Consider the following 23488-nt stretch of genomic DNA (forward strand, 5'->3'; position numbering starts at 1 on the left):
ACTCCTAACATGAATGCTTAATTTCTTAATATTTCTATTCCAAATCCTTTGGATTTTCTTATTTCCTTAATTTTTCCTTTGCTTATATATCTCTCATTTCCATTTTCTAAAAATAAATAATGTTCATCGTATTCTAAGTAGCAACTACATATAATTATTTCTTGCTCCAAAACTATTGTGTAGATATAGTTACTATTCACCATTTCCAACACATTTACCAAACTAATTGATATTATAAAACTTATTAAACTAACTATGCTAATTAAGCCTAGTATAAGAACTGATTCAATATCTTCTTTTTTTATCCCTTTAATAACATATGCAAGGATCAGGATTAGACTAGAACTTCCTAAAAATGTGGAAATTATTATATTTATTATATTTAGCTTTCTTTCACTAACATTCTTAATTATATTTAGTGTGTTTCCAATATGTAACAAGAAAGAATACATACTCTTTTTAAATATTATACTTTTACTCTGACTTTCCGTTGATTTCTTCTCAAATTTATCTATAAACATACTTTGTAATCTACCAAAAACTTCTTGAGTTCCAAACATTAGATAATAAAATAACATTGCTATCCCAAAACCTATAAATTGATATATATTGACATTTAAATTCAACAATTCATTCGCATTTAAATTGCTTCCCTTTTTTATCACTGAATATGTTACCATTATAAATGAAAATATTATACTAACTGTAGAAATAAAGGCTATTATACTTTTCAACACTGTATCAAAAATCGATTGCTTACCTGGTATCATTTTGTATCGGCTTTTAATTGTCTCTAAGAAAAATTTATTTAATGTTTTAATAAATACTCCAAGTACTGTTATAATTGTAGTTATTGACACTAAAACATCTCTTATATAATTTAATTCCATCAATAAATTCCTCACTTTCTAGTCTATTCATATCAAATCACTTTTATATGAACTTAAGAAGTATTCAAATAAATTTTCCCAAAACTCCAAACCCTTGATTTACCGCCACTCCATAAACCGGACCAATCTCTTGTTTCATTCTCCTAACGAATTCCTCTTCCTTATTTTCTTTTTTAAACTTCCTAAGATTGTCAACCTTAAGCACTTGTCCATATTCCTCAAGTTGATTTTTCCTATTTTCATCAACTACAAAGCAAAAGGCTTCATACTGCATTTCACAAAACCTATCAATATATGTATCATATTGTAGTAAATTATCACTTTTCTTACTATTTATATTCTTAAAAGTAGGTACTAAATTCCACATTTGATCATGAAGGACAAAGCTCCAAGGTATAAAGTGATCTATGCTTAAAACACCATAATTATTATAATTTGTTTCTGTGAAATCTAAGCCTGTATATAAGTCCGTTATATGCCTTTGTTCTATAACTTTCTTCCATATCTTTGTCTGCTCTCTCAAGTCTCTATTTTTAGGAGCTTCTAATTTCATTGCTATACCTGGTACATTTGGATTGCGCTTTTGCAGGAAGCATACCAATTTATAATACGCCCAGCCTTGAATAATTCTGTAGTTAAACTTTAAGTAATTACACCAATTATCTTTAATCCTAATACAATTTTCATCCTTATAATTTTTATAAATTTCATAAATGCATCCATTATCCTCTTTGGATAGTTCTTCTATGAGCTTTTGAACTTTTTTCTGACCTCTAAGTTTATTCTCAAAAAATGGTGATAAAAATCTATATGGTACATTTAATGTTAATTCTTTAAGCATTTTATTTAATGTTTTATCTTGTGATGAATATATAAAATGAAAAAGCTTACGTTCATCATAATTGCTTTCCAAGTTATATGTATCTGAAATGTAAGTAGCTACTTTTGCTAAATTATCACATAATCCAAAACTTAACTTGTATTTCAAAAGAGGATACCAAGCCTTTACGACCATTTTACATATTAATGTTCTAAATTCTATTTCAAAATTATCCAAAGAAATTTCATCTAATAAAGCCAGCAGCCAATACATCTTATAACTTGCTACAACCTTATCATCTCTAAGTGATCTAGAAAACGTAGCGTAATCAACTTCATTACTATAAGGAACTTCACATATTTCTTTTGGTAATATTATATCTTTTCTTGTGTATATATCATTCATAAAACTCTCCACCTAACGCCTAGTCATATACATTATAACTATATTTTAACATAAAATAAGAGCTTATATTAAATAAACTCTCAATAAAACATAATGATCTACCTTATAAACTTCCATCCAATATTTTCCTGTATTAAATATTCTAAAATTGTTATATTATAGTACTATCTAAGAAATATTGACAGAAAAGGTGTGTTATTATGAAATTCTATCAAACTAAAATTTTTAAGATTGTCATGAGTCTTATTGCTCTTGCAATAATTTTCAAGTATTCATTTTTAATCTTTCTATCTGGCGCAGGACTTATAGTATACTTAAATAAAAAGAACGTTAAATTCAGATCTTTTCCCAAAGCAGGTAAAATAGTTTTAAGTTCTGTTTTAATTTTGCTTACTCTTCTTATAATTGGAATAAAAAATGCTCCGACTACTAACAAAACAATTGCTTCAAACTCTAAAGTTGAGACTACAACAGAATCAACAAATTCATCTGACAAGCCATCAGAGCAAAAAGAAGCCGAAATTAAAGAAGATTCCAAACCAGAAGTAAAAGAGGAGAATACAGCTGTCGATGCTAAACCTAATGAAGATAAAACAAAATCTGTAGACAATTCTTCTGCTTCGGTTGCCCCTTCAACTATTACAAACAGCGATAACTCAACAAAATCGTCAGGGAGCATAAGTGCAAGTTCTGCTAGTACTAATAATGCTACTTCTGCAAATAGCGGAGATGAGAACACAATAGTATATTATGTTCCTGGCAGCAACGTATACCATTTAAGCAAGAGCGATGGAACGCTAAGTAGAAGTAAAAATATTCAAGAAATTACTCTAAAGGAAGCTAAAGCTAAAGGAATGCACCAATCTAAATCAAAAGCTGATAGTTAGTAGTTTCCGATATTATTTAAGTTCTACATATTTTAAAATAAACAGAAACAGTTTTTAAATTTAAATACTAATATAAACAAATAGCTTGCTACGATAAAATATAAATATCATGGTAAGCTATTTTCTTTGCAAAATGCAAGCTAATAGTCTATTCTTTGTTATAAATAATTAATTAAGTCCTTAAAAACCTCTTAACCTCATAATCCCGCAATCCAGAAACTTGTCCATCTTCAAGTTCCATTATAATCCATTCTCCATTAGCTTTTTTAGCTATATCAACCGTAAAAAAATTACTTTGCACTTTTTTAAGTTTTTCCAGAACTTCATCTACGAACTTAGGATATTCATTCAGTCATTTACCATCCCAATAACCAATTGTACAAATTACTCTATAATTATATATAAATAATCTTAATTCATTTGAAATTGGCCTTCTACTCTTTTCATGAAATCCAATTGATTCTAAATTAACAAATTCTCTTAAAACAATGCCTTGGTTTAAATCTTCACCCTGGCCTTTAATAAAATTATTAATTACTTGCAATGATTTTTCTTTTTCCTCAGCATTTTCAATGTAGCAGCTTTTATACCATTCATGTTTACGAGATTTTACATAATCCTTAACTATAACTGGCTTAGGGCCAAAACCTTTTAGCATATCTATTATTTCTTCTTTATTTGGTACACTATTACTCCATTTAGTTTTAGGTGTAACTCCCTCTAAATGTTTATACCATTTAGGTAAGTAATGTACATTTAAATATTCTTCTGGGTTATTAATAAGGTAATGATTTTTCTCTGCAAGCTTATTATAAAGGCATTCATAATCTTTGGGTTTAAGCATCCAACCTCTATAAATTACTCTGCTGATCTCCTCACCTAATGGGACATTTACTTTACCAAACTCTATTAGATCTTCATAGCTAAATAAAAGTACATCAAAACCATTTGCTTTAGCTTCTTCATATTCTTCCTCATAATCAATATCGGGTTTCCTCTTGTTAAGTGGATTACTGCAAAACAAGAAACATGTATAAAATTCATCTTCGCTCTTAAAAATAAAATAATTTTCCATTTCGTATATCCTCTCACAAATGCATATCTATTTACATAATAACTTCTAAAACTTTATCTAATCAAGTTTAATTCTTCAAGAACCATTCTTCTTATAATCTTTACTTTACCATCCCCATCTCCCCAAAATTCAGTTTCTAAATCATCTGCTAAAGATGGTTCACCTTTATCAAAAATTACTATTTATAATCTCCTTTTAAAACTATTATTTTTTAAACATATTATTCATCAATAGCTTTCAGTTTCTCTACTGACATATAATTATGGAAAATAGGCTAACATATAATTTGATTCTATTATTTCAATTATTTAGTTATCATAAATATCATCACTCATAGAATTTCTTCCTCTTGAGTTTTATAATTTAGTAAATCCACATATTCACATCTATAAAAATCCTCTTCATTTGCAATATTATTCTGTATTTCATATGGAAGTTCCTCATAATGGCTAATATCAATTGATAGAGGATATTTTACAAGATTCTTTATCTCTAGTGAAGCATTACCAATGGTTTCCCTCAAAGGAATGTAGGCTGTAATTTCTCCATTGCTGGCACCATCTTCAATTTTTCCGCTGCTATTATGAATAAGTCTTATTATATCTTCTTTGTTATCCTTTAATTCAAGTACTAATTTCAATATAGGTTCTAAAAATGTAAATTCTAAGTCTTTTGTAGCTCGTATAATAGCCATAGAACCTGCAATCTTAAAAGCCATTTGCCTTGAATCTGTTTTATGATATGAACCATCATATAGTGTAACTTTTATATCAGTTAAAGAATAACCACAACACCTTCCTAACTTCATTGACTCTTGAATCCCTGAATTAATAGATTCAATAAATTCTTTAGGAATAACTTCATCATCATAAATTTTATTTATAAATTCATATCCTTTTCCTCTATCATTAGGTTCAATTTCAATAAAGCAATGGCCATAGTGCTCACTGCCACCACCCTGTTTTACGTACCTACCTTCTGATTTAATGGTATTTTTAATAGTCTGCTTATATATAATTTGTGTATTGCTAGCCTTAAACTCAATATTAAATTCTTTTCTCAAAGCTTCAATAACAATTTGAAGTGTTTCCTCTTCTACTCCAGCAATAATAACATATTTAGTTTTGTCTTTAGTATAAACTTTAAAATTAGTCTCTTTCTCATAAATTAACCTTAAAGCTTCAAAGATGCTTATATAATTTGCTTTTGTATTTGGTTCAATTACAATAAATATAATTGGCTCTTTTATTTGATTTTCGCTCATTACAATTTCCTCGCTATTCCTCTAAACTCCATGAGACCACTACTGCTCTGTTTTATCAATCCCAATCCTGATAATCATTTGATTTTTTTAGTATCTTAGTACCTAAATATGCCACTCCGATATTTATTATGTTACATATAATTACTAAAAACGAAAACGCATTCCAAAACAATCCAATTCTTTTTAATGGAGCTTCTGATAATGTTTTATATAGATATGCAAAACTAATTATTGATATAAAACAATAGATTATTGCAAAAATTGTGCTTATTTCAAGCACCCAAATATTTAGGTACTTTTTAGGCTTAAATTCTAAATTATGAATTATAACTAATATAGTTGATAATATTATTGATAAAAATGTCATTATTGCTTCGCTGCTAAATTCTTTATTGAAGTTAAATGAAACAATAACAAAAGCTATTGCTAGCGTTGAGTCCCCTGCTTTAGTTAGTACGATATTTCTAAACAAAAAATCCCCCCAATATTCTCTTAAAATTTTATAATTATGAAACTTTTGGATTTCTTTTATCAATTACTTTCTTATCGATATCAACAGTAAAGAAATTAGTTTTTACACTTTTAAGTTTTTCAAGCACTTCCTCAACAGAGTATGAATTAGCTTAACCATTCTTCAACTTCCTGCTCTGTCAAACTCTCTAAAATTTCAATTCGAGGAGATAACGCTTGATGACATTTAAATATAAAATAACTATCCCAGCTTCTTCGTCCCTTAAGAGGATCTTCTTTCATATCCATCTACAATTGAAGTATCGAATTTCCGTCCATCTGCTTTTATTATGTCTGATATTTTATCTCTTACTAATTTATTGCATGTTTTTTCATTTATTTTATTATATTCACTTAATTTCCTATAAACCATTTGCATTTTTATCCCTCTTTTATCGTCCATAGTCACCTCAGATATTGTTTCCGATCCATTTTCTAATCCAATAACTACTGTAATTGCTAAACATAATGCATCTATAACATCATCTATTTCACGGATTTTGCCACATATTCAATAAGATAATGGACTTAGGCTTGCTCCTAAATTTGCTTTATTTTCTTCAATAGCTTTTGTGTAGTTTTCACCATGCACAGATTGTCTACATGGAGTATTAAATATACTTGAAGTTTTTCCTTCTGTTAAAAGCTAAATGCCAAAACAATCTCCTCATCTTTTCCTATTACCGGCTCCCCGTCAGTAATCTTCATCAGATCATCATTTTCTACTTCATCAACAACACTAATTTCATTAATCTTCTCTTTTTTCTTAGGCTTACTTTTATTTTTTACTGCTTTCTTCTCTAAGGTAGTTACTATCTCATTAGGTAAATGCTCTTTGCTTTTGTATTTTTCCATATTTAATTTCTGAGTGGCTTCATTATCTACTTCCGTTACATTTTTATTACAGCTGTTTAAAGGTACACTTGTACTTGTTTCCATACAGCTTTTATTATCAGCAGTAGTGACATTTTTATTTGCAATATTATCTTTTATATCAATTACTTTATTATCCTTATGTTTATTCTCGCTCTCTACATTAATATTCTCTATACAGTTACTGCTTAGCTGTTTCTTATCATTAATTTCAACTTCTTCAGCCTTATCTTTATTTTGAACTTTTTCTTTTGTTTTAATATTTTGATGCTTTACAAAGTTTTTTACTTTATATATTTTATCTTGAGTAAATTCAACCATTTCTAAGTCTACAAAAGTTTTCATAGCTAATTCTATTTCAGATACTTCTCTATTGAACTCTATAGCCAAAGTCTCTAGAGTATATGGTATATTTCTAGACAAAAATAATTCTCCTTCTAAGTTAACCTTGCCTGCAAGAACCACAAGCCTAGTCCAAACATAATTTATAAGATCTCTTTTTTCCATTCTATCTATTATTTTGAACTTTGTATCCTCATACATATTCACATTAAATTTAACACATTTTCTTTCTCTCATTTTTAACACGCTCCTATATAAATAATTTATCTATATAGGATATATGCTTAAAAATGAAAGTTACTAATATAAATTAAAAATTATTTTATTCTTCCTGTAATTTAGATTCTAAAAGCTTGTATTTTTCATTTTAACTTCTAAAATCGATTTTAAAATTATTAATCTTAAGAATACTAAATTAATTTTGTATAGCAAAAGCATTCAGTTGTATGATCATTAACCATTCCTACTGCTTGCATAAAAGAATAACAAATTGTACTTCCAACAAATTTAAAACCATCTTTTTTTAGTTGCTTACTCATTTTATCACTTAATTCAGTTGAAGCCGGAACTTCTCCTATGCTTTTCCATGAATTAATGATAGGCTTATTATCTGCAAACTTCCATATATAATTGGAAAATGAGCCACACTCTTCTCTAATTTTCAGAAATGCTTTTGCATTAGTTACAACACTTTCAATTTTTCTTCTATTACGAACAATGCCTTTATCTTGCATTAATTGTTCTAATTTTTCTTCAGTATATTTTACTATCTTTTCAGCCTCAAAATTATCAAAAGCTTCTTTATAGTTTTCTCTTTTTTTAAGAATAGTCCACCAGCTTAAGCCTGCTTGAGCTCCTTCTAAGCACAACATTTCAAATAGTTTCCTATCATCATATACCGGCACTCCCCATTCCTTATCGTGATATTCAATATATAATTCTTCTTTTGTCACCCATTCACATCTTTTAATAATTTGAATCACTTCCTTCTAAGCTAAATCGCAAACCTTGCTGTATTTTTCACCGTTTTTTACATAAATCTAATCTTTATAAACACGTAAAAATGTTAATTCATCTATATTATAAGTATATTTTACCATAAAATAAGAGCTTACATTACGTAAACTCTTATCATAAATATCTTTATATTTTTCTGAACTCAAATCTTGGAAATAAAAATATTGGAATTGTATAAGTCTTGTTTGCAATTCCACCTTGAGTTACTCCTTTTAGATAAACTGCAAAATTAATTTTTCCATTAGCTAATGATTTTGTTATGGTTTTACCCGGATTCTTACCAGCCTTAACTTCTATTCCGTAAACATGCCCGTTTTCCCTATCTCTATAGACAAAATCAAGTTCTCCATCACCATAGATGCCAAACATAGGAACTGTAGATATTTTATCCAAAAGACAGTGGTAAACAAACGTTTCATTTAATAACCCGCTAGATTCCGATGCTAATAGGTTTGCTTTTTTCATCACATAATTTGCCATACCAACATCTGATAAAAAATATCTTTGTCTCTTCTTTATATTGGTAAATTCAAAATCTATAAGCTTATCACAGTCTTTAACAAATTTTGACGTGTAAAACCATTGAAGTACTCTATTACAATTTTCCTTCGTGATATTACTTGAATATTGTTTGGTTATTATTTGCTGTAATTCTTCCGTATAACTGCTTTCCTTAATGCCTTTTTTTCCTCTAGCTAGAATTTCAATTATTGCGCTTATACAGTCTTCAAACACTCTTGTAGTCAATATATCTCCATCAAAATATCTTGAAGATTCTTCACAAAATACTCTTAATAATTTTTCAAACAAATCATTAATATTTTCCTTGTGATTTCTTAAGTATTCACATACTATCTCTGGATAACCGCCAACTTCTAAGTAATCCTTATACTTATCATAAAATATATCATAATCCCTTTTATCGCCATCTCCATACAAATCTAATGACTCATAAGCTTGTGTTAAATTAAGCGCATTAACAAATTCAGTAAATGATAATGGCTTTATTTCAAGGAAATCTACATCACCCATCGGAGACCAAAACTCTTTCTGCATAACAACTCTTCCTAAATAACTTCCAGTCATGATAAAATGTGCCTTAAATTCCCTTGCAAATTGCCTTATCATATTATAAATCTTATAAGATTCTTGTATTTCATCTATTATAATTATGCATTCTTCATTGTCTTCAAAATTTTTAGAGAATCTCTTAAACATCTCTTTTAATGTATTTGTTTTTTCCCTGTCTAGTTTTCCTGATAGACGTTCTTCTTTTATTATATTATAAATTGTAAGTAAGTCCTCTCCTGTTTCTTCCAACAGATTTATATATATTAAATGCTTATAATTTTCTCTTGCAAATTTTTTCACTAAATAAGTTTTTCCTACCTGTCTTGCACCTTCTACTAATAGTACCTTATTATTATGATTATTTTTCCACTCTAATAGCTTTTTATATGCATCTCTTTTAAGATCTATTATTTGTTTTTCCACGTTTCTCACTTCCTTACAATTCAAGCTATAATCTTATCTAGTATCTACTAAATTATATCTTAAAATTTATTTTCAATAATAATTTTACCACTATTTAAATATACCAGCAATCATGTACCTCGCACTTTTTCATAAATGTATATTGTTAACTTTTTTCTTTCTAACTTCGCAGGTTCTTTAATTTTTTACTTCTTAACTTTTTTCATTGTAAAATTCTTAAATTCCTAAATTCTTAACTTTTTTCATTTTTAACTTCTTTACTTCTTAAATTGCTAAATTCTTAAAAAGTTTTATTTGAAAACATAATTATTGTTAAAAAGGTTTCTTTTTAACAATGTTTATTTCACCCTTTGGAACCTTTGCTATAACATGTTCTCCTGCTATTCTTTAAAAGTTTTATTTCCTAGTATTTCTTTATTCTTTACATTTGCACTTTTATGGCTTGGCATATATACCACTTGCCTGTAAGGGACATTAAATATACTTGATGTTTCCTATTAGACATTTCTATATACATAAAAATATATTAATAACTTTGAATCCATAACTTAGTTGATTTGCTAGGTAGTCTTATGTTTGGTATAATGTGCACATGCAATTTTACAATAATGTAGTTAAGTAATACTTAAGGGAGTTTTAAACCTTAAGTTTCTACTTTACATATAAGGCACAATCAAAAAAAAATAATAAATTCATCTGCTAAGCATATTTTCAACCATGCTACGTAAGTAGATTGCTATAATAGGCCCGCTATGACAACAATCTGATTTCTTGCTGATGAAAAATAATCATGGTATTTTGAACTTGTTATTTTCTTTCATGTGCCTAAAACAAAACTTTAACAAAAGGGGATAAAAAAATGAATAACACTAAAGAGCATTTTTCAAATGTTATAATTAAAGGGATGGGGACTTACTTAGCAGCTAATAAAATTGGTAACGAGCCATATATTGAGCAATTCAAAGAGTATGATATTGACTTAGAGCATATCTTTGAAGCTCTAGGAAGAAAATATAGGTATGTATCGACTGATATTGAAGAAACAACAATAACTATGGCCATTAAAGCAGCAGAAAAGGCACTTGATAATGGAAAAATCAGTGTAGATGATTTAGATGTAATAGTATTTGCATCTAACACTCCAGAATACCTAAGTCCAAGTAATGCCTTATTAATACAGAATAAACTTGATGCAAAAAATGTTAAAGTAGTTTTTGATATAAACTGTGATTGTGCTGGTATGACAGTTGCAATAGATACAGTAACAAGACTATTAAAAACTAATAAGAGATATAAAAAAGCCCTTGTAGTTGGAAGCGTTATGATGAGTGCTTATGGAAGAAAAGATGATGTTTCTAGAGTTGGATTCTCAGATAGTGCATCTGCTGTAGTACTAGAACTCGTTCAAGAAGATATTGAACGAGGATTTATAGATTCAGTTCAAATTACAGATACTTCATTTGAAATAGATTTTGTTAGAAACCCTCAAATTGGATTCTCTAAATATTTAAGAACTGACATTGCAGATAAAGAAACATTAAAGTTTTCATCACATCCAAAGGGAGGCACACCATATACTAAAATTTGGACAGACTTAACACTAGATTTATGTGAAAATAACGGACTAACAGTTGATGAACTCGACTATGTTTTATTATCACCTCTAGCAAAACACACATGTGAAGATTTCATTCAATCAGTATATCCTGACACTTATGAAAAGAAATTCACATTCCAGAGTGAAGAATTAGGATACCTTGGTTTAAACAGTGAAATTTTTCAATTGGAAGATGCTATAAAAAGAGGTATCGTATCAGAAGGTTCAAATGTATTAATGAATGGTACTGGTGTAGGAATTACAACTTTAATGGCTTTATATAGACTTTAATAATATAATATTTTTCCATATCAAATTCATTCTCACAACAAAAAAACAGTAGTTTAATTATCATTACCTACTGTTTTCTATAAAATTAAGAGCTTACATTACATAAACTCTCGTTAAAAGTCCCATAACTTAAACTTAATTTTGTTAAAAATTAATAATAGTATCTATTTACAATTACATTATTCATAAAGGCCCCAGCCTCCACTGTACTGATGAGGTGACTTTCCTTTTGATTCTATAATCATAGGTTTCAAAGGAACTGGTGCTTCTTCATTTATTTCAGCAAGCTCCACATTAAATTCCCATTCGTCCCCAAAATCAAATAAGTATAGAAGTCTTTCTCCTTTATAAAGATTTAAACTTGCTATAGTCGTAGTTTCTGCTACAGGTCCTTCGTACTCTGCATACTTACAGTATATTCCTTTTCTTCTGTTGCCTCCTATAAAAAATGCATATAAGTGATCATTATCAAATTCAAAGGCTTCTTGAATAGCATTATGTAAATCCCCAAAAGTATGCTTATATGCTAAATTTATTTTTCTCCATACAGTCTTTGATAAACTTACTTTAAAAGTATACGTTCCGCCTTTATTTATCTTACTTTCTTCTACTGTATTTTTAACAGTGTTCCCTTTAAAGATGGTTTTAAAAACGTCAAATGCTTTTTCGTTTTTGTTAGTTGTAACTTTTAAATTATAATACTCTAGTAATACTGGAACATCTTCTCTATTCCAATACTGAATAGCCTTTGTTAGAAGTAATATACTTGTTTTAATCCCAAATTCATTTGGCGAAAAACTTTTTATCGTATCTTCATACCTTGTTTTTGCACCATTAATTAATTCTAGTTCACCAAAACTAAAGAACTTTAAATGATGAAAAAATGCAGCCCCAGTTGAATACATTACATTTGAAATATCCATTTCATCTTTTACAATTATATCTCCCTGTTTAGCACTAGCTATCTCAGCTAAAATATTGTAAAAAGCCGCTATATTATGAGTTCTATCAAATTTTGTTTCAAAATCATATTGGGTCCAATAAGTTTGGAGTAAGAAAGCATATTTTTCATCTTCATTTAAATTTTGAAAACTTTCTAACTTATCTGTTTTAAAGAGTCTTACTTTTCCCTTTTCATCGTTAGCCTTTATATAAAGCTTACTTGCAAGAACTAGTGAAAACATCAAGTCTATTGCAAAATATTTATCTTGATTATAACTAGGATTTATTACATCTTTTTTATTTTCAAGGATCATGTTTAGATTATAGCAATCCTTTCTGCCTAATACTTCCTGAGTCGCTGAGAGTATAGGCTTTTCATTTTCTATAAATTCTATAAATTTTTCAAAATCGTTTATTGAACTGTTAATATTACTCATTTTTATTAATCCATCCTCAGTTTTTATATTTTTTGTGATTGAATTTTATTTATCAGGTTAAATTTGATCATGACTATATAAAATTATTTTCTTCTTTTAAATCCATATTCCTTTTTTAATATTTCAATCATTTCAAATACAACATAACAAACACTTGTCGATTCAATTATATTAATTAAACTAATAATTCTTTCAAGGTTATCAGTAAATGGATACCTTTTGCATCTTTCTGGTTTGCATGCTTCTAGTTCACAGCTTCCATCTTTTCTAAAAAGGCACATAGTATTTGCTTAATTTCATATTTCCCAAAATCTTCTTCAATATACATATTCATAAGTTCTTTTTCTGAAATCCAAGAAAATCTGCGACTTTTTAGAATAAATCTTTTCCACTTTGTCTTTGTAAATAATTTCTATATAAAACTTATAAAATAGTTGTCAAATGATAACTATATTGTTATAATATCTTTTACTAATAATAATTATCAAAGGAGTTTTCATATGACTAAAAAAGATAATAGAGAATTAATTTTAAATATGGTTAACTTTTATAGTTTATTTAATGTTGAGTTTATAGATCTCATTCCAGACCTAACTAATACAGAAATCACTCCCCTTCTTTCAAAAATACTGAATTTTATTCATTTTGAAGGTACTACTACAGCATCAAGAATAAGTAAAAAATTAAACATATCTGTACCAAATACAAGCAGAAGTATTAATGCTTTATATAATCTTGGTTACTTGATAAAAAAACAAGATGAAAAAGATAAAAGAATTGTTTATTTATCACTATCAAATAAATCATTAAATCTTATTTCATCTGTTGCTGCAACTGGAGAGGATATTTTTTTAGAACGATTTAATGTTCTTTCTAATGAAGAAATAGCTGAGTTATCTCAATCACTATTAAAAGCTCAGAACTTGATTATAAAAATGCGAGATCTATATGAAGATAAGAAAACTATGAAATAAATATTAAGGAGATGGTTTAATTATGTTTATAAAAACTATAAAATCAAAATTAATTATTCTGATAAGTATATTACTCTTAGTTGTAAGCACTGGATTTGGAATTATTTCTTATATTAATGCATCTAACGCTTTAATATCAAATATTACAAAGACATTACCAGAAATAGCTATTCAGGCTTCTAATACTGTTCAGGCTAATTTAGATAATCAATTAAATTCACTAGAAGTTACTGCTAAGACTGCTTCATTAAACAATGATACTCCAGATAAATTAATGACCATTTTAAAAGCTGAAGCAAAGAGAAATGGTAGTATTAAAATGGGATACGCTGATATGAATGGAAACATTATATATACTACTGGTGAACAAACTAATATAAAAGATACTACTTATTTTAAGAAATCAATGTCTGGAGAAAATTTTATTAATGATCCTGAAGTTAATGAAGGCAAAACTGCAATGACAATGGTATATTCAGTACCAATAAAAAATGATGACTCAATTATAGGCGTGTTAGTATCAGTTAGAGATGGAATGGAACTTAGTGAGATGATTAAGAAGATCTCTTTTGGTAAAACTGGAAGTGCCTATATGATTAACAGTCAAAGCAATAGTATTGCTTATAAGGATTCAAGTATGCCATTAAATCAATATAATTCTATAAGAGAAGCAGAAAAAGATCCTAGTCTAAAAGGTATCGCTGATATGCAAAAGAGAATGATAGCTGGTGAAACTGGTTTGAATTTATATACTTTTGGTGGAAAAGAATCTTATGGAGGCTTTGCTCCAATTGAAAAAGAAAAATGGTCTGTAGTTGTTATTTTAGAAAAATCGGAACTTTTATCAGAACTCAACTCTCTAAAATTCTCAATAGCCCTTACATCTATATTATTTTTGATTATTGGAATTCTTGTAATTTATATTATTTCCAATAGACTATCTAAAAGAATTAGATATGCTTCTAATTCCTTAAATATATTGGCTACTGGAAATTTCACTAATAAGATAAGTGAAAAATATTTATACATTAAAGATGAAATTGGTGATATAGCTAACTCTATGAATACTATGCAGAACTCAATTGGAGATATGATTAAAATATCTAAGGACAGTTCCCTAATAATTGATGAAAACTCAGGTAATTTATCAACTATATCTCAAAACATGGTCTTATCTTCTAATAATGTAGCGAATTCAATGCAAGAGGTAGCAATTGGAATTAATTCTCAAGCGAATAATCTAATGGAAATCACTACAATCTTAAATATCTTCAGTAGTAAACTTGAAGATATTGTAATTAACACTAAAGATATAGATAAAAATACAATAATAATGAATGAACTTGCAAATAATAGCAGCTCAAGCATGAAGTTATTAATGGATACAGTAAGCAGCATAAGCATATCCTTTAAAAATTTATCTAATAAAATTATTACTTTTAGCAGCAATATAAAAGAAATAAATAATATAGTACAAATCATTAATTCAATAGCAGATCAAACTAACTTATTAGCATTAAATGCATCTATAGAAGCTGCAAATGCTGGTGAAGCTGGTAAGGGTTTTGGAGTGGTAGCAAATGAAGTAAAAGCCTTGGCAGAACAAACAAAGTCTTCATCTCAAAATATTAGTAAATTAGTATCTGATATCTCTAATAATACTAATGTAATAAAAGATGATACAAATAGCATGACCACAGAACTTAACAATCAAGTTAGCATTATAAATGAAACTATAAACTCATTTGAAAATATAATTGATGTTATTAAAACCGTAATTCCAAAAGTACAAACTGTAAATGTGGCAACTATAGAAATAAATAAAGAAAAGGATGATATTCTTGATAAGATTGAAAGTACATCTGCTATAGCCGAAGAAATATCAGCTTCATCTGAAGAAATATCTGCTTCTACTGACGAAATGTACAAGCTATCTAATGAAGTTGCAAAAGCTTCTGCTACCTTAAATAATATGACAAAGAAATTAATCACTGAACAAAATAAATTTATAGTTTAATTATTACGGAATATATTTAATTTAACAAAATATTTGGAGGTGTTTATTATATGATTAAACCTTTATTTTTAGCTCATGGTTCACCTATGATGGCAATTGAGCAAAGCGTGTATACTAAATTTTTAAATGACCTTGGAAGATCTATTAATCCTAAAGCTATAGTTGTGTTCACAGCCCATTGGACAACTGAAACACTTACTATTTCTGCTTCTGATGCTATATATGATACTGTGTATGATTTTTATGGATTTCCAGAAGAACTCTATAAAATTAAATACCCTGCACGAGGTTCTAGCACTATTGCAACAAAAATTAAAAATAAATTAATAAATTCAGGTATTGATGTAAAAACAGATTTAACAAGGGGCCTAGATCACGGTGCATGGACTCTTTTAAAGCATCTTTATCCGAAAGCAAATATACCAGTTATTCAAGTTTCTATAAATTATACTCTACCTATTGAGCAGCAAATTAAAATAGGTAATGCCATCAAAGAGCTTGGTTCTGAAGATATTTTAATTCTTGGAAGTGGAAATACAGTTCATAATCTAAGATTAGTTAATTTTGATAGTAAGGCAATTGATTCTTGGTCTAAAGAATTTGATGATTGGTTAATTGACAAGATAGGAAACAAGGACATGAATGCCCTTAATAACTATAAAAAATATGCTCCTCATGCTAACTTAGCAGTTCCAACTGCAGATCATCTTGTCCCATTATTTATAGCTTTAGGCAGTAGTTCTGAATTAACCCCTAGAGTTATATTTAGAGATTACCAATTAGGAAACTTAAGTTATCTTTGCTATGAATTTTAGACAGATTTGCATTGAAACTCAGCATTCTCAGTTTAGATTTTAGTTCTTTTGATAAGAGGATTTATGACTTCATTTGTCATTAATCCTCTTATCTGTTTTGTTTGATGCTTGCTCTCTTAATTGTAAATAAAAATAAGTGTAAATGTATAACCACTTATTTATAGCCCACACTTACACTTATACAGTAGCAAATAAGAGCCTATTTACATAAGCTCTTATTTTTATCACTAATCATTAGTTTGAGAATTCTTGTGTTCCCATGTATTTGTTATTTCCGTAGATTACACCTATACCAACCTTAGTGTATTTTTCATTCATCATATTTGCTCTATGACCTGGTGAGTTCCACCATTGATTAAATAATTCAACTGGGTCAGAAGTGTTATATGCAATATTCTCTCCCGCTGTAGTATAAGTATAGCCTATTGTGTGTAACCAGTTTGTCCACTTTGTTCCGTCTGGATTTGTGTGATCAAAGAAATTATTTTGAATCATGTCGTCACTCTTATATCGCGCAACTTGCACTAACGTATTATCTATAGTTAATGGCTGAAGAGCAGCTTCTTTTCTTTTTTCATTCATTAATTGAAGAATTTTATCCTCAGCAGAATTTTGCATGCTGATTGAATAATTTGTCGGCAGATTAGGTAACCCCTGTACATTTACTGATGTTGCATTTGTGCCGCTTTTTGAAACTGCATCTGTATTACTAGCGTTATTTGCATTAAACGTATTCATAAGTGAATTTGTATTTAAAAGATTATTTATATTTACATTGTTATAATCGTTAATATTTGAATTAATTGTTGCTGCAGATACTCCTAATGATGAGAAACTTCCTATTGTTGTAGCTGCAATAACTGTAGTTACTATTCTTCTTAAACCATTCTTTCTCATTAGTTTTTCTCCTTCTATATGTTTTATTTGTCCTTATGATTTTTATTTAAACAAAAAGTGTTTTTTAAGTTTTTGTTGCTTTCGAGTAAGGACATGTCTCTATCTTATCATCTTTTCGACAATATTCAACATGGATTTTTCTCAATTTATTGATTTAAATGATATTGTCTTGAACTTGCTTTAGTATGTTCTTGTATACGTCTTTATGCACCATAATATCATTTAACATCTTAAAGTGCAAAGGATACTCCCCTATATTTTTCTATATTCTTTAGTATTTATTGTTTTTCTTATTTGTGATTTATTTAAGAATTCATTCATTTCTTTAATTTTGTTAAATATTTCGAAGGATTGGCTTCTTATTCTTTTTCCTAGTGTTTCTTTATTCTTCTCATTTGAAATTTCATAGTTTGGCATATATACCACTTGTCTGCAAGGAACATTAAATATTCTTGATGCACTCCCTTTAGATATTTCAGTGCTTCATCTTCTGGACGTATGTTACTAGTGTTTATTCCATAACTCAACTATATACTGCAATAAAAATAAGAGCTTACTTTTACATAAACTCTTACCAAAAACATATAGTTTGTATTTAATATTTATTTTTAGCTCTTTCCTTAAATAGCTTACTTCATACTTTTTAGTATTTCATCTATATTATTATAATTAGCTCCAAGAGATTTCGCTTTAAGTAGCTCTTGTCTTGCTAAATCAAAATTTTTTGCATTATAATATACTATTCCCAAAAAGTAATGCCCATCTTTTTGGTCTAATTGTTCTAAGTTTTTTGAATAGTTAACAGCAGCATCGTATTTCATTAAAAAGATATCTGAATTAATAATGCATTTTAAAGCATAAGTGTTTATATCCTTAGATGGATTTGATGCCAAAATTTCCTTAGAAGTTTTTTCAACCTCTTTCCAATTTTGCGCTTTAAAATTTTGTTCTAGTTGAGTTACTAATCTTGTTGTTTTACTTTGAGTATTATTAAATCCCCAAAAAACTGTTGCTGATGTTATTATAAGCGCTAGTAATAAGTAGGCATATCTATTAAAATACCATAACCTCTTTTTCGATTCATTGAAAATTCCTGCAAAAATTAATCCTCCTATAAGTCCTCCTAAATGTGCAAAATTATCTATTCCTGATTTAGTAAATCCATAAAATAAGTTTGCGCATATTACTCCAACAATGTTTACTCCTAATCCAGACTTAAATAATGCAGGTTTCTCTATACATATAAAAAGTATAGCTCCAAATAATCCAAAGATAGCTCCTGATGCTCCCACTCCAGGACTTGAATTAAATGCGAAACTAAATATATTACCCAAAATTCCTGCCGCAAAATATATAGCTATAAACTTAGCTTTTCCAAAAACTCTTTCAGCTAGAATTCCTATAAAATATAATGAGTAACAATTTAAAGCTACGTGAACTATGTTCGCATGTAAAAATATTGGTGCTATAAATCTCCAATATTCTCCTTGCAATATATGACCATTTTCTTTACTTCCAAATTGCAATAGTAGTGCATTGTAATCTGTACCTGAGTCCCATGAATATAACCCCATTATTGCAAATACTAAAAGATTTAATGCAATTAATATATATGTAATTGTTGGTTTTTCACTCTTAAACTCAATTCTGGATTCTAATTTCTTTTTCTCTACAATGTCCTCAAAGCTTATAAGTGAATTATCACTTTTCTTATATTCACTAAAATACTTATTTAAATGTTTTTTTACCCCAAACTCATCCCTTTTAGTTTTAGAATGGCTCACAACACTTTGCTTTTCAAGATTCACAACTATGCTTCTTAAATATTTTTTACCTTTTACTTTATTGACCTGGTTATCTTCAATAATCTTAACTTTATCTATTGGTGGGTCATTTTCAAAAATAAATATCCCGAAAGAATATACAATTTTATTTTTATCAATGTTTAAAAGATTTTCTTTCACATCTATGAAATATTGTCTTATTTCCTCTTCTGAAAACAAGTCTCCATTTATTAATTCCAGCACAATCATTGTGCCAAAATAATCTTTTATCATTATATTATCTTTTTCATCTGTTCTTACTTTGTTTTCTTCATCACATAAAGGTATAAAATCCTTATATTGAGTAAAGCTCTTCATTATTATTTCAATTTCATTTTTATACATATAATCCCCCTATCTCAGTATTCATTTTCTATTAAGTTATATGAGTACTCAGCCTATTTTCCTTTGCACCTATATTTTAACTTTATCCCCCTAAACTAGTTAATGTTACTTATATTAATTCACTCAATTTTATTACTGCTAGTACACATTAGTATATTATCATAACAATTACCTATTTTACAAATAAATTCTTATATCCCAAATTCTTGATGCAGCTCTTTATTTTTCTTTTTGTAAACTAATTTAAACCACTATACAAATATTGTAGTTGAAATTTATACTTAACATAATTAGCTTTTCTAAATACACTTTAGGCTTTTCATCTTATAATCATTTTTAACCACTTCCAGTCTTTTTTCAGTCAAAAATTAAGTAGAGGTGCTGTTCAATGAATAGCACCTCTTTTATACATTAACTAAATATTTAATTTTTATTACTAATCACTAGTTTGAGAATTCTTGTGTTCCCATGTATTTGTTATTTCCATAGATTACACCTATACCAACCTTAGTATATTTTTCATTCATCATATTTGCTCTATGACCTAGTGAATTCCACCATTGATTAAATAATTCAACCAGGTTTAAAGCGTTATATGCAATATTCTCTCCTGCTGTAGTATAAGTATAGCCTATCGTGTCTAACCAGTTTGTCCACTTTGTTCCGTCTGGATTTGTATGATCAAAGAAATTATTTTGAATCATGTCGTCACTCTTATATCGTGCAACTTGCACTAATGAATAACGTTTTCCTTACATTTATATTTTATTTTAATTTAAATTGATCAATAATTTCTTCTAACTTTAAAGCACTTTCTGCATTATTGTTAGATGCAGCTAATATAGATTCATTTTTGTTGCTTACATCAATAACATTTGAAACAATATTAGCAGATGATTTAGCTACTTCTGATACTGAAATTGCAACATCTTCCATACTTTTTGAAATTTGATCCACAGACTCAGAAACACTTTCAGAAACTTCTGCAAAGTTACCTATAATCTCTTTAAAAGTATCTCCATCCTTTTTATACTCAGCACTTATAGTAATTAGTTTATCATAATCTTTAAGAACCTCTTTTTCTATAAATACTAAGATATCTTGTGATGAACCTGAAAGTTTTCCAACTGAAGCTAATACAGCACTTATTTTATTCTGAATTTCAGAAACTGTTAGCGATGATTGTTCCGCAAGTTTTCTAACTTCTTCTGCTACAACAGCAAATCCTTTACCAGCTTCCCCTGCTCTAGCGGACTCTATTGCTGCATTTAGCGCAAGTAAATTAGTTTGCGCTGCTATCGCATCTATACTTTTTGCCATTTCTGATATCTCGTTTACAACTTCAACTTCCTTCAATGCTTTTTCTAATCCAATTTTTGTTTCCCTATATATTCTCTCTGCATTTTCCCTTGATTTAATAGAATCATTATTGATTGAAACTGCTTTTTCTTGTATATTCAATGCAACATTTAATCCATCTTGTGCTTTTTTAGCTGTTACATTGACTTCCTCTTTCACTGTAGCAGCCATAGATGTAACTTCTTCAACTGCTGCTGATGATTCTTCCATTCCTGCTGATATTTCTTCTGTCGCCGCTGATATTTCATCTACTTTAGAACTTACCTCTGAAAACATTTTATTTGTTAATTCGCTACTCTCAAGGATACTTTTACTTTTATCTTTAATAAACAACATACTTTCGTTCAGTTTTTCAACTGCACCATTTAATGCAGTTACAGTATTCCCTATTTCATCTTTAGCAACTACTTTCATTTGTATATCAAAGTTACCATCTGCTAGTTTTCCTGCACCTTTCATAACTTCTTTTACTTGATTTATAACACTTTTTCTAATTAAGTACATAAATAAAATTCCTATAATAATACTTACTACTAATAGTATAACCATTTGCTGTTTAGAACTATCTGTTATCTCTTTAGAAAGTTCTCCTTGTGATTTCATTAAATTATTTTGAGCCTCTATCATATTTTCTATGCTTAAAAGTAATTCACCTTGTGGTTTCTCTATATTAGTAATAATATTTTGAAGTTCTTCGGTTGATACTCCAGTTCTCATTCCTAAATTAACAGCTTCATCAAATGCTGAAAATGCTGATTCAGAATTTTTCTTTATTTCCTTAAATATTTTTTTGCCTTTTTCAGTATAAACTAAGCTACCAAGTTTATCTTCGTTTTCATAATAAATAATTTTATTCTTATCTAGTATTTTTTTTTGCTCATTCATATAATCCATATCATTGCTAATTGATATATTTCTTATACTAATTGCAATTTTGTTAAGGCTCCCTCTCATATTATATGCAGCTGATACTTTCTCATTTTCTACGTCAATTAATTGATCAACAGTTCCATTAATTTGGCTTAATCTAAGTATAGCTAGTGAGGATACTCCCATAATTAGAATAATCATTAATGAAAATGCTATAATTAGTTTGGTTGATAACTTAATTTTACTAAACCCCATCATTATTCCTCCCAATATTTTTTTCGATATGTTAATTATACTTTAATTTAAACCATAATGTCTATTATATTTATTCTATTTTTTACTTTTTTCGCATAACTTTGACACTTTATCATATTATTTTCGGAGATTTATTCCACATAATTAATTAAAATCATATATATTAATATCTTATTACTAATATTTAACTTATATTTTAATAATTCTCTAATCCTTAACTTTTCGAATTAATAGATATACTTATTTATAACATTACAAAGAAATTTTACATTATTAAAATGCTGATTACACCATAATAATTGATTGAATACAAAGATATAAATATGATATTTTTAGTATATATGTTGCAATTCACAATGCACATTTCACAATTCATGCTAAAATTCTTGCAATATGTTTATAATTGTGATGAAGAATTAATTTTGCAACGTATATATATAAGTAAGTAAATAAAAATAAGCGCAAATGTATAACTATTTATAGCCTACACTTACACTTATACAGTACAAAATAAGAGCCTATTTACATAAGCTCTTATTTTTATCACTAATCATTAGTTTGAGAATTCTTGTGTTCCCATGTATTTGTTATTTCCGTAGATTACACCTATACCAACCTTAGTATATTTTTCATTCATCATATTTGCTCTATGACCTGGTGAGTTCCACCATTGATTAAATAATTCAACTGGGTCAGAAGTGTTATATGCGATATTTTCTCCTGATGTAGTATAAGTATATCCTATTGTGTGTAACCAGTTTGTCCACTTTGTTCCGTCTGGATTTGTATGATTAAAGAAATTATTTTGAATCATGTTATCACTCTTATATCGTGCAACTTGTACTAATGTATTATCTATAGTTAATGGCTGAAGACCTGCTTCTGTTCTTTTTTCATTCATTAATTGAAGAATCTTATCTTCAGCAGAATTTTGTATGCTGATTGAATAATTTGTCGGCAGGTTAGGTAGCCCCTGTACACTTACTGATGTTACATTTGTGCCGCTTTTTGAAACTGCATCTGTATTACCAACGTTATTTCCATTAGAAGTATTCATAAGTAAATTTGTATTTAAAAGATTATTTATATTTACATTATTATAATCGTTAACATTTGAATTAATTGTTGCTGCAGATACTCCTAATGATGAGAAACTCCCTATTGTTGTAGCTGCAATAACTGTAGTTACTATTCTTCTTAAACCATTCTTTCTCATTAGTTTTTCTCCTTCTATATGTTTTATTTGTCCTTATGATTTTTATTTAGTCAAAAAACATTTTTAAGTTTTT

Annotated in this window: 20 protein-coding genes and 2 pseudogenes; 5 read left to right on the forward strand and 17 right to left on the reverse strand. The window is 28.2% G+C overall.

Annotated features, from left to right (window positions below; all coding sequences use genetic code 11):
- Positions 1-17 precede the first annotated feature (17 nt).
- Both PZA12_RS14470 and PZA12_RS14475 read right to left on the reverse strand, forming a co-directional pair.
- Entirely contained in the window at positions 18-890 is an 873-nt protein-coding gene (locus PZA12_RS14470) for a hypothetical protein (RefSeq protein WP_103699010.1), read from the reverse strand.
- A gap of 64 nt (positions 891-954) precedes the next feature.
- Complete coding sequence (locus PZA12_RS14475; protein ID WP_103699011.1) at positions 955-2115, reverse strand: HNH endonuclease domain-containing protein; 1161 nt, start codon at positions 2113-2115, stop codon at positions 955-957.
- 200 nt (positions 2116-2315) lie between these two features.
- Between PZA12_RS14475 and PZA12_RS14480 the strand changes: the two genes are divergently transcribed.
- Positions 2316-3002 (forward strand): hypothetical protein, encoded by a 687-nt coding sequence (locus PZA12_RS14480; protein ID WP_103699012.1) that lies wholly within the window; start codon positions 2316-2318, stop codon positions 3000-3002.
- A gap of 172 nt (positions 3003-3174) precedes the next feature.
- Here the strand turns inward: PZA12_RS14480 and PZA12_RS14485 are convergent.
- The 7 genes and pseudogenes from PZA12_RS14485 to PZA12_RS14515 form a co-directional block, all read right to left on the reverse strand.
- Positions 3175-4077, reverse strand: a pseudogene (locus tag PZA12_RS14485) (ATP-grasp domain-containing protein).
- Between the two features lie 331 nt (positions 4078-4408).
- Positions 4409-5341 carry a hypothetical protein gene (locus tag PZA12_RS14490; RefSeq protein WP_103699013.1) on the reverse strand — a complete coding sequence of 311 codons (933 nt, stop codon included), beginning with the start codon at positions 5339-5341 and terminating at the stop codon, positions 4409-4411.
- 55 nt (positions 5342-5396) lie between these two features.
- Positions 5397-5813, reverse strand: a complete 417-nt coding sequence (locus PZA12_RS14495; RefSeq protein ID WP_103699014.1) for a hypothetical protein — start codon at positions 5811-5813, stop codon at positions 5397-5399.
- 261 nt (positions 5814-6074) lie between these two features.
- A complete protein-coding gene (locus PZA12_RS14500; RefSeq protein WP_146047555.1) occupies positions 6075-6254 on the reverse strand; it encodes a hypothetical protein in 180 nt (59 codons plus the stop codon).
- A 236-nt stretch (positions 6255-6490) separates the two neighbouring features.
- A complete protein-coding gene (locus PZA12_RS14505) occupies positions 6491-7303 on the reverse strand; it encodes a phage replisome organizer N-terminal domain-containing protein (protein WP_103699015.1) in 813 nt (270 codons plus the stop codon).
- 173 nt (positions 7304-7476) lie between these two features.
- On the reverse strand, positions 7477-8049 hold the full coding sequence (locus PZA12_RS14510; protein ID WP_103699016.1) for a DNA-3-methyladenine glycosylase I: 573 nt from the start codon (positions 8047-8049) through the stop codon (positions 7477-7479).
- A gap of 160 nt (positions 8050-8209) precedes the next feature.
- Positions 8210-9577 carry an AAA family ATPase gene (locus PZA12_RS14515; protein ID WP_103699017.1) on the reverse strand — a complete coding sequence of 456 codons (1368 nt, stop codon included), beginning with the start codon at positions 9575-9577 and terminating at the stop codon, positions 8210-8212.
- Between the two features lie 859 nt (positions 9578-10436).
- On the opposite strand from PZA12_RS14515, the gene PZA12_RS14520 reads away from it, so the two are divergent.
- Positions 10437-11465, forward strand: coding sequence for a 3-oxoacyl-[acyl-carrier-protein] synthase III C-terminal domain-containing protein (locus PZA12_RS14520; RefSeq protein WP_103699018.1), 1029 nt, complete (start codon positions 10437-10439; stop codon positions 11463-11465).
- 179 nt (positions 11466-11644) lie between these two features.
- Here PZA12_RS14520 and PZA12_RS14525 read toward each other — a convergent pair whose 3' ends face one another.
- Positions 11645-12844, reverse strand: a complete 1200-nt coding sequence (locus PZA12_RS14525) for a plasmid pRiA4b ORF-3 family protein (protein WP_103699019.1) — start codon at positions 12842-12844, stop codon at positions 11645-11647.
- Between the two features lie 83 nt (positions 12845-12927).
- Positions 12928-13125, reverse strand: coding sequence for a hypothetical protein (locus PZA12_RS14530; protein ID WP_103699020.1), 198 nt, complete (start codon positions 13123-13125; stop codon positions 12928-12930).
- A gap of 219 nt (positions 13126-13344) precedes the next feature.
- Between PZA12_RS14530 and PZA12_RS14535 the strand changes: the two genes are divergently transcribed.
- From PZA12_RS14535 to PZA12_RS14545, 3 genes are read left to right on the forward strand one after another with little or no spacing between them, the layout of a single operon-like run.
- Positions 13345-13818, forward strand: a complete 474-nt coding sequence (locus PZA12_RS14535) for a MarR family winged helix-turn-helix transcriptional regulator (RefSeq protein WP_012059041.1) — start codon at positions 13345-13347, stop codon at positions 13816-13818.
- Between the two features lie 22 nt (positions 13819-13840).
- Positions 13841-15835 (forward strand): methyl-accepting chemotaxis protein, encoded by a 1995-nt coding sequence (locus tag PZA12_RS14540; protein WP_103699021.1) that lies wholly within the window; start codon positions 13841-13843, stop codon positions 15833-15835.
- Between the two features lie 50 nt (positions 15836-15885).
- Complete coding sequence (locus PZA12_RS14545) at positions 15886-16650, forward strand: DODA-type extradiol aromatic ring-opening family dioxygenase (RefSeq protein ID WP_103699022.1); 765 nt, start codon at positions 15886-15888, stop codon at positions 16648-16650.
- Between the two features lie 234 nt (positions 16651-16884).
- Here the strand turns inward: PZA12_RS14545 and PZA12_RS14550 are convergent, their stop codons facing one another.
- The 6 genes and pseudogenes from PZA12_RS14550 to PZA12_RS14575 all read right to left on the reverse strand — a co-directional run bounded on the left by PZA12_RS14550 (position 16885) and on the right by PZA12_RS14575 (position 23415).
- Positions 16885-17547, reverse strand: coding sequence for a CAP domain-containing protein (locus PZA12_RS14550; protein ID WP_103699023.1), 663 nt, complete (start codon positions 17545-17547; stop codon positions 16885-16887).
- 252 nt (positions 17548-17799) lie between these two features.
- Entirely contained in the window at positions 17800-18021 is a 222-nt protein-coding gene (locus PZA12_RS14555; protein WP_338481393.1) for a DUF429 domain-containing protein, read from the reverse strand.
- Between the two features lie 155 nt (positions 18022-18176).
- The gene (locus tag PZA12_RS14560) at positions 18177-19715 is read right to left on the reverse strand and encodes a rhomboid family protein (protein ID WP_103699024.1); all 1539 of its coding nucleotides are present in this window, start codon (positions 19713-19715) and stop codon (positions 18177-18179) included.
- Between the two features lie 443 nt (positions 19716-20158).
- Positions 20159-20455 (reverse strand): annotated as a pseudogene (locus tag PZA12_RS14565) (CAP domain-containing protein); the annotation flags it as partial.
- Positions 20456-20480: 25 nt separating this feature from the next.
- Complete coding sequence (locus PZA12_RS14570) at positions 20481-22199, reverse strand: methyl-accepting chemotaxis protein (RefSeq protein ID WP_078115320.1); 1719 nt, start codon at positions 22197-22199, stop codon at positions 20481-20483.
- A gap of 553 nt (positions 22200-22752) precedes the next feature.
- Positions 22753-23415, reverse strand: a complete 663-nt coding sequence (locus PZA12_RS14575) for a CAP domain-containing protein (RefSeq protein WP_078115319.1) — start codon at positions 23413-23415, stop codon at positions 22753-22755.
- Positions 23416-23488: the final 73 nt, after the last annotated feature.

The organism is Clostridium beijerinckii (assembly GCF_036699995.1).
GTDB classification, from domain to species: Bacteria; Bacillota; Clostridia; order Clostridiales; family Clostridiaceae; genus Clostridium; species Clostridium helianthi.

Coding starts and splice junctions, on each gene's coding strand:
- PZA12_RS14470 (WP_103699010.1), bottom strand. CDS start 890: ATGGAATTAAATTATATAAGAGATGTTTTAGTGTCAATAACTACAATT.
- PZA12_RS14530 (WP_103699020.1), bottom strand. CDS start 13,125: ATGTGCCTTTTTAGAAAAGATGGAAGCTGTGAACTAGAAGCATGCAAA.
- PZA12_RS14480 (WP_103699012.1), top strand. CDS start 2,316: ATGAAATTCTATCAAACTAAAATTTTTAAGATTGTCATGAGTCTTATT.
- PZA12_RS14500 (WP_146047555.1), bottom strand. CDS start 6,254: ATGGACGATAAAAGAGGGATAAAAATGCAAATGGTTTATAGGAAATTA.
- PZA12_RS14545 (WP_103699022.1), top strand. CDS start 15,886: ATGATTAAACCTTTATTTTTAGCTCATGGTTCACCTATGATGGCAATT.
- PZA12_RS14505 (WP_103699015.1), bottom strand. CDS start 7,303: ATGAGAGAAAGAAAATGTGTTAAATTTAATGTGAATATGTATGAGGAT.
- PZA12_RS14560 (WP_103699024.1), bottom strand. CDS start 19,715: ATGTATAAAAATGAAATTGAAATAATAATGAAGAGCTTTACTCAATAT.
- PZA12_RS14575 (WP_078115319.1), bottom strand. CDS start 23,415: ATGAGAAAGAATGGTTTAAGAAGAATAGTAACTACAGTTATTGCAGCT.
- PZA12_RS14525 (WP_103699019.1), bottom strand. CDS start 12,844: ATGAGTAATATTAACAGTTCAATAAACGATTTTGAAAAATTTATAGAA.
- PZA12_RS14490 (WP_103699013.1), bottom strand. CDS start 5,341: ATGAGCGAAAATCAAATAAAAGAGCCAATTATATTTATTGTAATTGAA.
- PZA12_RS14535 (WP_012059041.1), top strand. CDS start 13,345: ATGACTAAAAAAGATAATAGAGAATTAATTTTAAATATGGTTAACTTT.
- PZA12_RS14475 (WP_103699011.1), bottom strand. CDS start 2,115: ATGAATGATATATACACAAGAAAAGATATAATATTACCAAAAGAAATA.
- PZA12_RS14540 (WP_103699021.1), top strand. CDS start 13,841: ATGTTTATAAAAACTATAAAATCAAAATTAATTATTCTGATAAGTATA.
- PZA12_RS14520 (WP_103699018.1), top strand. CDS start 10,437: ATGAATAACACTAAAGAGCATTTTTCAAATGTTATAATTAAAGGGATG.
- PZA12_RS14570 (WP_078115320.1), bottom strand. CDS start 22,199: ATGGGGTTTAGTAAAATTAAGTTATCAACCAAACTAATTATAGCATTT.
- PZA12_RS14550 (WP_103699023.1), bottom strand. CDS start 17,547: ATGAGAAAGAATGGTTTAAGAAGAATAGTAACTACAGTTATTGCAGCT.